Raw genomic sequence first — 14,418 nt, 5'->3', positions numbered from 1 at the left:
TCGTTCCCGAACATCGAAGAAGGTTTGTCTTGGGTAACCCGCTGGTCGCTGACGTAAAGGACTCGACGAAGGCCTACTCCGGCTCCTCTCTCCTGGAATCGGCGTTCGATCTGAAGTCGGCCATCGAAAGCGGCGACTGGGCTTCGGTGGCGCTGGGCGCGGTCGGGACCGCGCTCGACGCGCTGTCGATGGCGATGGACCCCTTCGGCGCCATTCTCGCGAACGGTGTCGGCTGGCTGATGGAGCACGTCGGCCCGCTCAAGGACGCGCTCGACGCGCTGGCGGGCGACGTCGACGAGATCACCGCGAACTCCGAGACCTGGAAGAACATCGCGACCGAACTCGGCGCGGTCGGCGCGGATCTGGCCGGGATGGTCTCGGCCGATCTGCAGAGCTGGACGGGGATCGCGGCCGACACCTACCGTGACCGGGCCAAGGACACGGCCACGCTGCTGGACGCGGCGAAGGCGGGCTGCGAAGGCGCCTCCAGCGGGGTGAAGACGGCAGGCGAGGTGGTCGCCGCCGTGCGCGCGCTGGTGCGCGACATCATCGCCGAGCTGATCGGGCACATGATCAGCTGGGCGCTGCAGGTGCTGTTCACCCTGGGCATCGGGCTGACCTGGGTGGTCCCGCAGGTGGTCAACGCCGTGGCGAAGACCGCGAGCAAGATCGCGAACCTGACGAAGAAGACCGTCAAGGCGCTCAAAGCGCTGATACCACTGCTGAAGCGGGCGGACGACCTGTTCGCCGACGCGGCCAAGGCGTTGAAGAAGTTGCAGCCCGGCAAGGGCGCGCCCGCGCCCAAGCCGAACAAGCTGGACGAGGGCACGACACCCAAGGGCAGTCCCGACGGCGACAAGGGCGGCGGCACGTCGCCGTCCGGCGCGCCGCCGAAGAACGATCCGCCGCCTCCGCCGCCACCCAAGAACGACCCGCCGCCGCCTCCGCCGAAGAACGAGACGCCGGACGGGCCGACCTCGCCGTCCGGCAGTCCGCCGCCACCGCCGCCCAAGGACCGCGGCGCCCCCAAACCGGAGCCGGACAACCGGATCAAGAACAACAACAACGATCCGGGCAACGGCGTCCCGCCCAAGAACCGCAAGGGCTGCGGTGACCCGGTCGACGTCGCGACCGGCTCGATGATGCTGACGCAGGACGACGTCGTGTTCGCCGGTGTCCTGCCGATGACCGTGTCGCGGACGCATCTGTCGTCGTATTCGCTCGGCCGGTTCTTCGGCTCGTCGTGGGCGTCCACTTTGGACCAGCGGATCGAGGTCGAGGACGACGGCCTGCATCTCGCGCTCGCCGACGGGTCGCTACTGACGTACCCGGTCCCCCTGTCCGACGCCCCCGTGTACCCGGCTTTCGGGCAGCGACTCGCACTGTCCAAAGTGGAACACGGCTACGTCGTGTCCACTCCGGACGGAATGCTGCTCTTCTCCGGCGACGGGGACACGCTTCCCCTGCGCGGGATCGCGGTCGGCGACGGGCACCGGATCTTCCTGCGCTACGACGACAACGGCGTCCCCCGCGAACTGGAGCACACCGCGGGATACCGCCTGCTCGTCGAGTCGAAGGACGGTCTCGTCACCGCGCTTCGCCTGCCCGGCGCGGAAACCACGATCCAGAGCTACCGGTACGACGAGCGGCGCCGCCTGGTCGAGATCGTCGACGGGGCCGGTTCACCTCTGCGGTTCACCTATGACGCCGCGGGCCGCATCGTGCGCTGGGAGGACGTCAACGGGCGCTCGTACCGGTACGGCTTCGACTCCGACGGCCGTGTCGTACGCGCGCAGGGCACCGGTGGCTTCCTCGACGTCGACATCTCCTACGACCGGGAAAACCTGGTCACGTCGGTCACGAACTCCCTCGGCCACGTCACCCGCTACCAGCTGGACGAACTGCACCGGGTCGTCGCGGAGACCGATCCGCTGGGCAACACCACGCGGTACGAACTCGACAGCTTCGGCAAGCTGCTCAGCCGCACCGATGCCCTCGGCCGCACGACGCGGTGGGAAACGGGCGACGAGGGCAACGTCGTCGCCGTGATCCAGCCGGACGGCGGCCGCGCGCTCGCGGAGTACGGCGCGCTGAACCGGTGGACAAGCATGACCGGACCGGACGGCGCCCTCTGGCGCCGCGAGTACGACGCGCGCGGGAAGGTCGTCCGCGCCACGGATCCGACCGGCGCCACCACCACTTACGGGTACGACGAGTCGGGCAACGTCGCGGTCGTGACCGACGCGCTCGGCGGGGTCACGCTGATCGAGTCCGACGCGGCGGGCCTGCCGGTCTCCGTCACCGATCCGCTCGGCGGGGTCACGCGGTACACCTACGACGCGTTCGGGCAGACCACCTCGGTCACCGACCCGCTCGGCGAGGTCACCAGGACGAAGTGGGACGGTTTCGGTGAGATCGCCGAGCAGATCGAACCCGACGGCGCCGTGTGGCGCTGGAACCGCACCACCGAAGGCTCCATCGACGAAGCGGTGGACGCCCGAGGGCTCTCGGTGCGCACCGAGTACTCGCAGTTCGACCTGCCCACCGCCGAAATCGGCCCGGACGGCGATCGGCTGTCCTATGCCTACGACACCGAGCTGCGGCTGGTGTCGGTCACCAACGAACACGGCCTTTCCTGGCGCTACGACTACGATCCCGCCGGGAACCTGATCGGCGAGACCGACTTCAACGGCCGCACCACCCGCTACGGCTACGACGCCGCGGGGCAACTGGTGTCGCGCGCCAACGGTCTCGGCCAGACGGTCGCCATCGAACGCGACGCGCTCGGCCGGGTCGTCGGCCGCCGGGCGGGCGACGACGTCGCCACGTTCACCTACGACGCGGCAGACAGGATGACTTCGGCGCGCAACGCGCATTCCGAGGTCACCATCGCCTACGACGCGCTGGGCCGGATCGTCGCGGAATCCCTCAACGGAAGGGCGGTCCGCTCGGAGTACGACGCCGCCGGCCGCCGGGTCAGCCGCCGCACCCCGTCGGGCGCCGAGTCGTTCTTCGCCTACGACGCCGCGAGCCGTCCCGTCGCGCTGCGAACCGCCGGGCGTACCTTGCGCTTCGAATACGACCCCTCCGGTCGTGAAGTGCTGCGACGCCTCGACGGCACGCCGGTCGAGCTGCGCCAAGGCTGGGACGCCTCCGACAGGCTGACCTCCCAGACCGTTTCCAGTGGCCGGGGTGTCGTTCAGCACCGCGAGTACGGCTACCTGCGGGACGGGCTCGTCTCGTCGATCTCGGACCTGATCTCGGGGCCGCGGTCGCTGCGGGTGGACCGCGCGGGCCGGGTCATCGACATCCAGGGGCAGGGCTGGCGCGAGAGCTACGGCTACAACCTCGCCGGGGCGATCACGCGGGCGGGCTGGCCCGGCGCGGATCCCGCCGTCGGACCGCGGCAGTACCAGGGCACCCTGCTGACCGGTGCCGGTTCGACGTCGTACCTGCACGACACCGAAGGCCGCACGATCGCCCGGCGCGAACTCGGGCGTGACTGGACCTACCAGTGGAACTCCGACGACCGGCTGACCGGCGTCGTCACGCCCGAAGGCGAGCGGTGGCTCTACCACTACGACGCGCTCGGGCGGCGGATCGCGAAGCAGCACCTCGACCTCCACGGCCGGATCCTCGAACAGATCGACTTCGCCTGGGACGGCTCGAACCTCGCCGAGGAGATCCGAGGCGGCACCGCCGTCGTCTGGGACTGCGAACCGGGCACGGAACGGCCGATCACCCAGATCGAACGGATCCCGGGACAGGACGCCCGCTTCCACGCCATCGTCACCGACCTCGTCGGCTCGCCGAGCGAACTGCTCGACGAAGCGGGCAACGTCGCCTGGCATCTGCACACCTCGTTGTGGGGCAAGGTGCTTTCGCCGCCGGGGCAGGCGTACACGCCGTTGCGCTTCCCCGGCCAGTACCACGACCCGGAAACCGGGCTGCACTACAACTTCAAGCGCTACTACGACCCGGACACCGGGCGGTACCTCTCGCACGACCCGCTCGGCCTCGAACCGGCGTCGGACTCGCTGGCCTACGTCGGCAACCCGACGGACATGATCGACCCGCTCGGTCTCGTCGCGACGAAACCGCAGGTGGGCCCCTGCCCCAAGGCACTGGCCAAGGCCGCCCTCGGCAAGAAGAAGTCGCCGGGCAACCGGGTCAGCAAGCCGAAACCGACGCCTGGGCCGAAGAAGCCGAGGCAGCCACGGCAGAGCTACGCCGACGGGACGCACGGCGCGAAGACCCGTGAGCAGAACCGGCTCACGGGGAAGTACGACAACGACCTCAAGGCCGACGGCCGGGACAAGGTCTCCGGGCAGTCCCACGAGTCCGAGCACCCGATCCCCTACGAGGCGATCGGCCGCGGCAGTGGCGGCGCCCGGGGTTCGAGCCACGACCAGAAGAACCTGGAGAACCACGCCTGGGCCTACCAGGAGGCCAAGCCCGCGCACTCCTCGCATATCGGTACCGGCAACAAGGGCGACCAGGACCTGACGGCAGGTTCGGCGAAACCGAGCGGCTTCAAGAACAGCCAGGAGTACCGCGACGCCGAGCGCAACGCACTGGAAGGCGGCGACCCGAATACCGCGATCCAGCTCAACCAGCTCGACTACGCGTACCGGGACGGGTTCAAGAACACCAACAACACCCTCGACGGCAAGATGGCGGACGACTCGTATCACAAGATGATCGACGACGCCCACGCCAGCGGGAAGGGCCTCACCTACTCGACCGGTCCCGGGACGACCGCGACCACCCCGCCGCTGTCCAGCCACGACGTCAAGGAACTGCACATGTCCCGGGACACCATCCGGGACGGGGACTGGCCCGAAGAGATGAAGCGGCAGAACCGCGAGAGCTACGAGGACGAGGTCTCGCGGATCCACGACGAGACGTACAAGAAGCCGACCCAGGCCGACTGGGACAAGCTGGACGCCGGCGGCTTCGGGCCTCTCGACACCGGCAAGAAGAAGGACCCCAACGCGATGGACACCGACTGACCTCGTCGCGGGTCAGGCGGCGGCGAGCGAGACGACGCGGTTCCGGCCGCTGTTCTTCGCCTGGTACAGCGCGGAGTCGGCGACGTGCAGCAGCCGCTCCAGCACGATCCCGCCCGCCGGGTAGACCGCGGCGCCGATCGACACCGAAAGCCCTCGCACGATCCGCGGCCCCGACGCCGTCGCGACCTCGACCTCGATCGCCATCACCGCCTGCCGGACCCGCTCGGCCACGGGGAGCACCTCGGTCTCCGTCGCACCGGGCAGCATCACAACGAACTCTTCGCCCCCGAAGCGCCCGACAGAGTCGTAGTCGCGGACGTGCTCGGAGATCGTCGTCGCGACGACCTTGAGCACGACGTCGCCCGCCAGGTGCCCATAGACGTCGTTGACCTGTTTGAAGTGGTCGAGGTCGAGCATCAGCACCCCGAGTTTGCTCTTCGCCCTGGCCGCCGACGAAAGCTCCCGTTCGCTCAGCACGTGCCACGCGTGCGCGTTCAGCACCCCGGTCTTGCCGTCGATGTTCGCCGCGATCTCCAGCTGCCGCACCAGCACGCTGCGGTGCAGCACCAGCACGGGCAGCAGGACGAACGGGACCAGCGCGGGCGCGTGCACGATGCCCAGCGCGGTCGAGGTCCCGAGCACCAGGGTGGTGACCTCCAGCAGGTTGTCGTCGCCGGTGCCGAACAGCGAACGCGGCGACCGGCCGCCGGTGTGCAGGTAGACCGAAAGCGCCACGATGAACGCGTTGGCCACGGTGAACACGGCCGCCGCCTCGACGATCCGCAGCGAGCCGGCGAACCCGACGGGCAGGCCGTTCCAGCCCGCGACGATCGCCCCCGATGCCAGGCAGGAGAGCACGATCGCCGCCGCGCAGTACACGACGCGGTAGGCCGGGCGGTGGCTCATCCCCCGCCACACCCGCAGCCAAAGGTGCAGGTAGATGAGCAGTCCGAGGGCGAGCGCGAGCCCCGACGGCAGGACGAGCACCCCCGCGAAAGTCCACACCGAAGTCATGTTGATGTGCGGTCGGTCACAAAGAGTCCGCCGCAACCGTTCTACCGAACGGGAAAGCTCGGCCTGCAGGAAAGCGAGGCCGAGCAGTGATCCAAATCGGACGAATTCCGTGGTCGTGTAGTTCGATCGGAGCAAGGCGATTACGGCGACTGCGGCCGCAAGCCCTTCCATCATAAGAAAAACCGCAGGTACGCCACGTGGTCCGGACCATAACTCCCAGTGTCGGACCCAGGCTCTCAGACGTGTACCGGCCCCTTCTCCGGCGAGTTCCACATCCCCCATAATCATCGTCACCGGTCCCCCTTCCGTACACATTTCAATGTATCCGAGGTAGTACTGAGGGTGGCTCGAGTCAATTCCGGAACACACAGATGGAGCAGTGGGAGGGAGGATCATCATGAACGGTCGCGAGGACTGATCCCACGAATTCAGCCGGTCCGGCTCCCGGCCGGGAGCCACACATCGGACCCGGTGGCGATGGTGCGTTTCCACGCCATCGCCATCGGGCCCGCCGAGGCGACGGCGACCGCCGCGGCCACCCCGACGGCCACGAACGGACCGGTCAGCTGGGCGAGACCGCCCGCGAGCATGATCCCAATTCCTTGCACTGTCACCAAACTCGTCGAGGTCAGGCCCATCACCTGCGCCCGGACGCCGTCCGGCACCGCGCGGGCCATCAGTGCGACGGCCTGCAGGTGGTACGGCGCCGCGAAGGCCCCGCTGAGCCCGATCAGGGCAAGGCAGACAGGCAATGACGGGCGAAAGAAGACAAAAAGCAAAGGAACGACGGATGCGAGCGCGAGAACGCCGACCATTCGCGTTTTCCGCCGCGCCGGAACCCATTTCGTGAAGATCCACGATCCTATTATCGAACCCACCGGATCCGCCGCGAGAATAAGGCCGACCGCGAAACTTCCCGCATCGAGACCGACGGCGAGCGGGGCCGCGAGTCCTTCCGGGGCGATGGCGAAACCGGCAAGCATCTTCAATCCGAACAGCAGGCGGATTCCCTTGCTCCGCCACAGTTCTCTGGCGCCTTCGCCACTGAAAGCCCTTGCCACACGGCTTTTCACCGATGATTCCGTGACAGCGGGTGGCCTGCGACGAACCCCTGTGGACACGAGCAGCGCCGAGACCACAAAGGTCCCCGCGTCGATCACCAGCCCCCAGTAGGGCGTCACGAGCCCGATCACCAGCCCGCCTCCGCCGAATCCGGCCAGCTGTGCCGTTTGGATGGTGATCGTGCGGACCGCGAGCCCGGCGACGTACCTGTCGCCTTCGAGGACGTCCGGGAGCAACGCGAGCTGCGCCGCCCGGAACGGACCGCCCGCCATCGTCAGGATCACCAGCAGCCCGGCCAGTACCGGCAACGACGTCCCCGGCACGGCCATCAACGCCGCGAGCGCCGCGCGCAGCAGATCGCAGACGATCATCACCGTCCGCCGCGAGTACCGGTCCGCCAATCCGGCGAACAGGGTGCCGCCGATCAGCGTCGGCAGATACGTCAACCCGTAGGTGAGCCCGGTCAGCCCCGCCGACGCCGTTCTTTCCCAGACCAGCACCGACAACGCGACCCTGGCCAGCTGGTCACCGGCCTGCGAAAGCGCCTCGGCCGCCCACAACGCACGGAACTCACCGACCGCGAAAGCGGCCTTGAACGCGGTGTTCCGTGCGGGATCCCCCTTCTCCATGAGCCCTCCCCTTGGCTCACGGTAGTCGATCACTTCCGCAGTGTCAGCGGCCATCCGGCCCACGACCTCGGCCAGTGTCCACTGTGGAGAGACGGTCGCGCGTGGTCAGCGGCCGGCGCTGTACCCCATCATTCCCTGCGCCATTTCCATCGCCAGCGAACTGGCGACGGCGGGATCCATCATGTCCCGGAGGCCCTGTGTGGCCTTGTTCTGCGCCGTGATGTCGGAGCGCGGCTGCTCCGTCGGCCGGGGCTCGGCGGGCGGCAGCGCGACGACCTGCTCCCTGGCGGGCTTCTTCTTCGTCGTCGCGGGCACTTGCTGCTTCACGGTGACCGGGACGTAGACGGTCACCGGGGCGGCCTGCGGCGTGGGCTGGACGACCGGCGGTGGCGCGGCGGGCTGGGTCGCCACGGCGGGCAACGGGCGCTCGGGCAACGCGGTGTCGTCGACCGGCGCGAGGCTGAACGTGCCGGCGAACCAGCCGATCGCGAGCAGCGCCACCCCGGCCCCGCCGACCAGCCAGGCCCTGGCGCGACGGTGGATGACGACGGCCTTGGGCCGCAGATCCTTGTCGACGACCGGTTCGCAGACCGGGTTGCGGACCGGCATCGGCTCGGGCTCGATCTCGTTCTCCGGACTGCGCCGCCGTTTCGGCAGGCTCGCCGCGATGATCCCCGTCCGGTCCAGCAACTCGGCTGTCTCGACGGGCACGGTCGCGCAGAGCGCGGCATCGGTCGACGGACGGCGCTGGGCGGCGCGCGGCATGGGGACCTCCGGAAGCGGAATCACGAACTTGAGCATTGTGGTGCATTTCCGACGCCGCCGTAAGTAACGCACCCCGATCGAGTTATACCGAGCCGTCCGGACCACGGAGAGTTACTCCGTTCAGGGGCTTCCCATTCTCTCAGAGGCGCTTCATTCCCCAGCGTCCCAGCAGCGCGAGCGGCCGCTGGTAAAAGGATCCGAGTACGCGGGGAATCGCGTCGATGGCATACGCGTCCGGTCCGATCAGGATCCGCGCCGTCCCTCGTTCGATACCACGCACGATGGTCTGCGCGGCCTTCTCCGGTGTCGTCCTCGCGATCTTTTCGAACCCCTCGGAGGCTTTGCCCATGTTCCGCTCGGCGCCACCCCGCGCGTCGCGGGCGATATTCGTCTTGATGCCACCGGGGTGCACGCAGCTGACGGCGACCGGATGCCGGGCGATCAGCATTTCCTGCCGCAGCGCCTCGGTGAACCCGCGCACGGCGAATTTCGCCGCGTTGTAGGCGCTCTGTGTGGGCACGCCGATGAAGCCGAACACACTCGAAAGGTTGACGATGTGCCCGTCACCCGAAGCGATCAACTGCGGCAGAAAGGCTTTCGTGCCGTTGACCACGCCGCCGAGGTTGATCCCCATCAGCCAGTCGTAGTCGTCCCAGGTCATTTCCTCGACCGTCGCGCCGAGCGCGACCCCGGCGTTGTTCACCACGAGGTTGGCGCCCCCGAAATCGACGGCGACCTCCTCGGCGTGCGAGAGGACGGCGTCACGATCGGCGACGTCCAGTTCGTAGGCTTTCGCGGTCGCGCCCGCCTTCTCGCACAACGCGACGGTGCCGGCCGCACGGACGGCGTCGACGTCGGAGAGCGCCAGCCGCGCGCCCCGCTCCGCCAGTTCGATCGCGAGTGCCCTGCCGATCCCCGAGCCCGCGCCGGTGATCACCGCGACCTTGTCCGTGAACGCCTTCATACCCGCTCCCAAGTTCGACTGTTACCGGAAGTAACACATACTACGGCTGTGAGCTTGCTGTGCGTTGATCGATTCGGGCTGTGTTCGCCGACCGCTTATGGTGATCTGCAACCAGGACAGCCGTGGACCACCGGAAGGAAGACGATGCGCCGCGCCCTGTTGTTCGTGCTCTGCGTCGTTCTGACCGGTTGTTCCGCCGCGTCCGAACCCGCCGAGACCGAGCCCGGAGACACCGCCGCGACGGTGGCGGCCGCCCCCGCCACGCCGCGGTACAACCCGGCGATCGGCGCGCTCTTCCTCGACGGTTCGCATTTCTGCACGGCCAGCGTCGTGCACAGCGGCCCGGGAGACCTCCTGGTCACGGCGGCGCATTGCCTTCACGACGGCGAAGGCGGCGAGTACGCCACGGGGATCTCGTTCGCGCCCGCCTATCACGACGGCGTCGCGCCCTACGGCTACTGGGACGTCTCGGATCCGCAGGTTCCCGACGGCTGGGCCGATTCGTCCGATCCGGACCTGGATGTCGGGTTCGCGACCGCGCGTCAGGCGGGCACCACGAAGACCCTCGAAAGCGTCACAGGCGCCAACACCCTGCTGACCGGCGGCGGGTTCGCCCACCCGATCACCCTGACCGGATATCCCGACGAACGGGAGGCGCCGGTCGTCTGCCACGGCACCAGCAGCCAGGCCGACACCTACCAGATGCGGGTCGGCTGCCCCGGCTTCACGACCGGCACCAGCGGCGGCCCGTGGGTGGTCGACCCCGACCCGGAGACCGAACTCGGCACCGTCGTCGGCGTGATCGGCGGCTATCTGTACGGCGGGGACGACCCGGACACCTCCTACAGCAGCTACTTCGACACCGACGTCGCCACCTTGTACCGGAAGATGGACGCACGGGGATGATCTCCCCATGAGCATCCACGACGTCCCGATCACCGGCGAGCCGATCCGCCTCGGCCAGTTCCTCAAGCTGGCCAACCTGGCCGAAGACGGCTCGCACGCCAAAGACCTCCTCGACGCCGAGGAGGTCACTGTCAACGGCGAGGTGGAGGTCCGGCGCGGCCGCCAGCTGACGAACGGCGACGTCGTGGAGGTCGGCGGCGAAGGCGGCCGCGTCGTCCTGGCCTAGCGGCCCTTCAGCGGTGCCAGGCGAAGCGCCTTCGCGAGGTCTTCGAGTTCGCGGTGCACCGGCTCGTTCAGCGGGACACCCAGCGCCTGGCACTGTTCGAGGTACTGCGCCTCGCGCCAGCCGGGGTAGCGGACCGGGGTCCCGCCCTCCCAGCCGAGCAGGCTGCCGAACAACGCGCTCGCGGCCTTGTAGAACCCGTCGGCGCTGCGCAGCGTCGTCGGGGCGATGGCCATCACCATGAGGCCGGTGTCGTGATCGTGGTCGCCGACGCCCGAAAGCACCCCGGCGAAGATCTCGACCAGCAGCGCGAAACCGGCGACGGCGGCACTGTCGACGTCGGCGAGCGTGTCCATGTCGAGGACGAATTCGGGGTACGCGCCGGCGGGGGCCGCCATGCCGAGCGGGTTCGCGGCCGTCCCGCGTTCCCCGCCCGCCGCCATGACGAGCCCGATCATGGTGTGCGGCAACGCCCTCGCGGCGTGGTGCCCGGCGCGGCCGAACGGCCCGACACCGCGGACCGACATCAGCCCGACGCCGTACCGGCCCGCCCGTGACACCGCCCTGTCCATCGCGTCGCCGACGGCCCACAGGCCCGGCGCGCGGCGGTAGTCGATCAGGGCGGCGGCGCCGCGGTCGGCGATCATCAGCGGTTCGGCCCGCGGCCGGACCAGGCCGTCGACCAGCATCGGAAGATGCAGCCTGGCCAGCTCGGCGACACCCGTTTCCGGGGTTCCGGTGAGATCGCCGTGGCACAACGCCTCGGCGGCCATCCTGGCGCGGGACCACGGCAGGTCATGCGCGGTGAAGATCTCGGTGACGACGTCGATCAGGGCGTCGATCGGGACGCGCTGCCAGACCTGTTCCGGGATCGGGGAGGGTACGGCCGGTTCGGCGATCGGCTCGACGGGCGCACGGCGAAGAGAGCGAGGTCTGAGGGGCACTCCGCCGAGGGTGCCTTCGCACGTTTTTCGGCGTCAACGAACCGGGGCAGCTTCTAACCGACTGTGTGATCGAACCGCCCGGAAACGTCGGTGGGCGGACGTACGATCGGGGCATGTGCCGGAACATCACCACGCTTCGAGGCCTCGAGCCGGCGGCGACGCCGGACGAGATCGAGGCCGCCGCCCGCCAGTACGTCCGCAAGGTGTCCGGGGTGCAGAGCCTCTCCGACGCCACACGCGAACCGTTCGAGGCCGCCGTCGCCGAGATCACCGCGATCACCCGGCGGCTGCTCTCCGAGCTGCCCGCACGCCGTCAGCCACCGACGACGGTGCCGCCGTTGCGCCGTCCCGAGGTCCAGGCGCGAATCGCCGCGAAAGCCGAGAAGAGTCAGGCCTCCTGAACTCCGGCGGTTACGGTGAGCCGGTGACATATCCGCAGGACCCCTACGGTCAGCAGCAGCCCTACGGCCGGCAACCTCCGTACGGCCAGCCGTACCCGCAGCCAGGTCATGGATACGGTTACGGCGCACCGCAGCCGCCGCAGGAGCAGGGCCTGGCGATCGCGGCGCTGGTCGTGTCGATCGCCAGTCTGGTCGCCTGCAGCGGGCTGCCGTCGATCGCGGGCGTCATCATGGGGCACATCGCGTATTCCAAGGCCAAACGCGGGGAAGCGGGCGGCCAGAGCATGGCGCTCGCGGCGATCATCATCGGCTACATCGGCGTCGCGATCATCGTCCTGCTCTTGGGCTTCTTCCTCTTCATCGGAATCCTGACCGACTGGGACTTCGACTAGATCCGAAGCATTCAGGCAAAGACCTGTCGGATACCCTCGACAGCGGTAGCGTGTCCGAGCGGCCGAAGGAACATGTCTTGAAAACATGCGAGGGCTCTGTCCTCCGTGGGTTCGAATCCCACCGCTACCGCCAGTCTTGAAACCGAAAGCTCCCCAGGTCCGCGGACCTGGGGAGCTTTTCGTGTCACGCGGGCACGAGAGCCCAGACGGTCTCGTCGCTACGGCCGCCCACGAAGGGCCGTTGCTCCAGGATCGAGGCCGTGCCGTTGTTGACCTGCCGCACCGCGAACGAACTGGCCCGGTTCACCAGCCCGTAGCGCATGTCGGCACTCCGGAGCAGCTTCCACTGCTGATTCGTGGACGAGCCGCAGTGCGTCTGTTCGAGCTGCGCGCCTTCCGCGGTGCTGCCGGAGACCGGCCGCAGGCATTGGCCGCTCCGCTCGTTGACGATCTTCCAGTACCCGCCGCCCGCGTCGGTGAGGTTCCACTTCTGGCCGTTGTCGTTCTGTCTGGCCACGTGGGTGATCTTCGCGCCGGCGGACGACGAGCCGTCGACGACGGCCGCGCTGTCGCCGTTGGTGGCGACGGAGAGGTAGTACTTCTTGCCCGTCTGCGGACCGGGGTCGGCGATGGGGTTCAGGGTCCACTGCTGGTTGGCCGCCCCGGTGTAGGGCTGCTGGACGAGAGGCGCCGGATACGCGCCGCCGTCGGTGATCGCGTAGCCCGTCAGGTAGTTGAAGATCGCCACCTTGCCGTTGCCCAGCGGCTGGAACGCCCACCGCATGCCGTTCTGGCCGTTGCAGTTGTACTGGAGGATCTGGGTTCCGGGCGCCGTCCCGCTCTGGGCGCTGTCGGCGCACAGCTGGCTGTTGGCGTTGACGAGTTGCAGACCGGTGTTGTAGCCGAGGATCCACTTCTGGCTCGTGGAGTCGGTCCGGGCCCGCTTGCTGAGGTTGACGAGGCCGCCGGTCGAAGAACCGATGACGTCGATCGCGTCGCCGTTGGCTCCCGTGATGACGTAGGTCTTCCCGCCTTGCGCGTGGCCGTCGTCGTTGTCGGGGGTGTCCTTCTTGATCAGGAAGGCGCTGTTGGCGACGTTCCAGTGCGTGGCGAGCCAGCTGCCGGGCACGGGGTTCGTGCTGAAGTAGTCGTCGTTGCCGCAGTCCATCAGCCGGTCGGAATCGCGCTGCGGGCAGTCGAAGGACTGGGTGTCGCCGTAACACATCAGGTCCCATTCCTGGGAGCAGTGCCCGCCGCCCTGGTAGTGCGGGGCCCCGGGCAGGACCGCGCCGAGCACGTGGCCCAGTTCGTGCGCGGTGGCGTTGACGCCCCAGCAGGGGACGGCGATCTCCGTGTAGTGCCTGCCGTTGTTGAAGGCGTTGGCCGGACCGGGCTGGTCGTCGCTGTCGCCCCAGGTGCCGGCACAGGTGAGGGGGTTGTCGGAAAACAGGACGTAGTCGCGGTCGGCGTTGTAGAAGCCCGCCTGGATGGCGCGGTCGCGGATCGCGCCGGACTGGTACGTGCCGTCGGGCACCACGAGGGTGGCGACGGCGACCTGGCAGCCCGCGCCGGCCGTCGTCACGTACCGGATGTGCCTGCTGCCGCCCGTCACGGCGGCACTGTCGTTGAAGCCGTCGTCGATCCCGGACGCGTAGGCGCGCAGGGACGGTGCGACGGTCGCGTACCGGTCGGGCTGACCGGCCTCACGGACGTAGACCAGCTCGATGCGTTTGCCGGAGACTCCGTCGCCCTCGCAGATCACCGGGTTGGCGGCGATCTGCGCCTGGGCGACGGAGAGGGCGAGCGGGGCCACCGGGGTCGCGCCGGGCGGCAACGGCCGGCTGTGGTCCCTGGCGGCGGAGGGGGTGAAGTCGTCGGTGGCGGCGGCCCCGGAGGTCTCACCGATGAGCAGGCCACAGATGAGGCCGGCGGTCACCAGCAGGCCGGCGTAGCGCCGTTTTGCTCTGGACAAAGGACTTTTCCTTTCGCGATGGAGAACGCACACTTCTCGAACTGTCGCGACAAGAACGCTAGAGGTCAGATGTATAGACCACCAGGCAGAAGGACCGGCAGACTGCTTTTCGACGTCGAATGCCATATTCACTC

Annotated in this window: 11 protein-coding genes and 1 tRNA gene; 6 read left to right on the top strand and 6 right to left on the bottom strand. The window is 68.6% G+C overall.

Translation table 11 applies throughout. The features are described from left to right. The first annotated feature begins 29 nt into the window (after nucleotides 1-29). On the top strand, nucleotides 30-5,012 hold the full coding sequence (locus ACZ6YV_RS05510; protein ID WP_465508440.1) for an RHS repeat-associated core domain-containing protein: 4,983 nt from the start codon (nucleotides 30-32) through the stop codon (nucleotides 5,010-5,012). A 12-nt stretch (nucleotides 5,013-5,024) separates the two neighbouring features. Here the strand turns inward: ACZ6YV_RS05510 and ACZ6YV_RS05505 are convergent, their stop codons facing one another. The 4 genes from ACZ6YV_RS05505 to ACZ6YV_RS05490 all read right to left on the bottom strand — a co-directional run bounded on the left by ACZ6YV_RS05505 (nucleotide 5,025) and on the right by ACZ6YV_RS05490 (nucleotide 9,446). Next, a complete protein-coding gene (locus ACZ6YV_RS05505) occupies nucleotides 5,025-6,200 on the bottom strand; it encodes a GGDEF domain-containing protein (RefSeq protein WP_465508439.1) in 1,176 nt (391 codons plus the stop codon). A gap of 254 nt (nucleotides 6,201-6,454) precedes the next feature. Continuing rightward, entirely contained in the window at nucleotides 6,455-7,717 is a 1,263-nt protein-coding gene (locus ACZ6YV_RS05500) for an MFS transporter (RefSeq protein ID WP_465508438.1), read from the bottom strand. 105 nt (nucleotides 7,718-7,822) lie between these two features. Further along, entirely contained in the window at nucleotides 7,823-8,506 is a 684-nt protein-coding gene (locus ACZ6YV_RS05495; RefSeq protein WP_465508437.1) for a hypothetical protein, read from the bottom strand. A gap of 115 nt (nucleotides 8,507-8,621) precedes the next feature. Continuing rightward, a complete protein-coding gene (locus ACZ6YV_RS05490; protein WP_465508436.1) occupies nucleotides 8,622-9,446 on the bottom strand; it encodes an SDR family NAD(P)-dependent oxidoreductase in 825 nt (274 codons plus the stop codon). A gap of 144 nt (nucleotides 9,447-9,590) precedes the next feature. On the opposite strand from ACZ6YV_RS05490, the gene ACZ6YV_RS05485 reads away from it, so the two are divergent. Both ACZ6YV_RS05485 and ACZ6YV_RS05480 read left to right on the top strand, forming a co-directional pair. Then, nucleotides 9,591-10,352: a trypsin-like serine peptidase gene (locus ACZ6YV_RS05485; RefSeq protein ID WP_465508435.1), complete on the top strand. Its 762-nt coding sequence runs from the start codon at nucleotides 9,591-9,593 to the stop codon at nucleotides 10,350-10,352. Between the two features lie 7 nt (nucleotides 10,353-10,359). Next, nucleotides 10,360-10,578 (top strand): RNA-binding S4 domain-containing protein, encoded by a 219-nt coding sequence (locus ACZ6YV_RS05480; protein WP_005149665.1) that lies wholly within the window; start codon nucleotides 10,360-10,362, stop codon nucleotides 10,576-10,578. Here ACZ6YV_RS05480 and ACZ6YV_RS05475 read toward each other — a convergent pair. Then, complete coding sequence (locus ACZ6YV_RS05475; RefSeq protein WP_378238193.1) at nucleotides 10,575-11,519, bottom strand: Ldh family oxidoreductase; 945 nt, start codon at nucleotides 11,517-11,519, stop codon at nucleotides 10,575-10,577. The two genes, ACZ6YV_RS05480 and ACZ6YV_RS05475, sit on opposite strands and share 4 nt — an antisense overlap. Nucleotides 11,520-11,632: 113 nt before the next feature. Here ACZ6YV_RS05475 and ACZ6YV_RS05470 point away from each other — a divergent pair, with 113 nt between their 5' ends. The 3 genes from ACZ6YV_RS05470 (at nucleotide 11,633) to ACZ6YV_RS05460 (ending at nucleotide 12,445) form a co-directional block, all read left to right on the top strand. Continuing rightward, complete coding sequence (locus ACZ6YV_RS05470) at nucleotides 11,633-11,920, top strand: DUF2277 domain-containing protein (RefSeq protein ID WP_465508434.1); 288 nt, start codon at nucleotides 11,633-11,635, stop codon at nucleotides 11,918-11,920. Nucleotides 11,921-11,943: 23 nt separating this feature from the next. Then, nucleotides 11,944-12,312, top strand: coding sequence for a DUF4190 domain-containing protein (locus tag ACZ6YV_RS05465; RefSeq protein WP_465508433.1), 369 nt, complete (start codon nucleotides 11,944-11,946; stop codon nucleotides 12,310-12,312). 44 nt (nucleotides 12,313-12,356) lie between these two features. Continuing rightward, a tRNA-Ser gene (locus tag ACZ6YV_RS05460) sits at nucleotides 12,357-12,445 on the top strand. Nucleotides 12,446-12,496: 51 nt separating this feature from the next. Here the strand turns inward: ACZ6YV_RS05460 and ACZ6YV_RS05455 are convergent. Then, entirely contained in the window at nucleotides 12,497-14,284 is a 1,788-nt protein-coding gene (locus ACZ6YV_RS05455; RefSeq protein ID WP_465508432.1) for an RICIN domain-containing protein, read from the bottom strand. Nucleotides 14,285-14,418: the final 134 nt, after the last annotated feature.

The organism is Amycolatopsis sp. NPDC102522 (assembly GCF_055584485.1).
The sequence above is the reverse complement of the archived record's forward strand: the minus strand, read 5'-3'. Positions and strand labels throughout refer to the sequence as shown.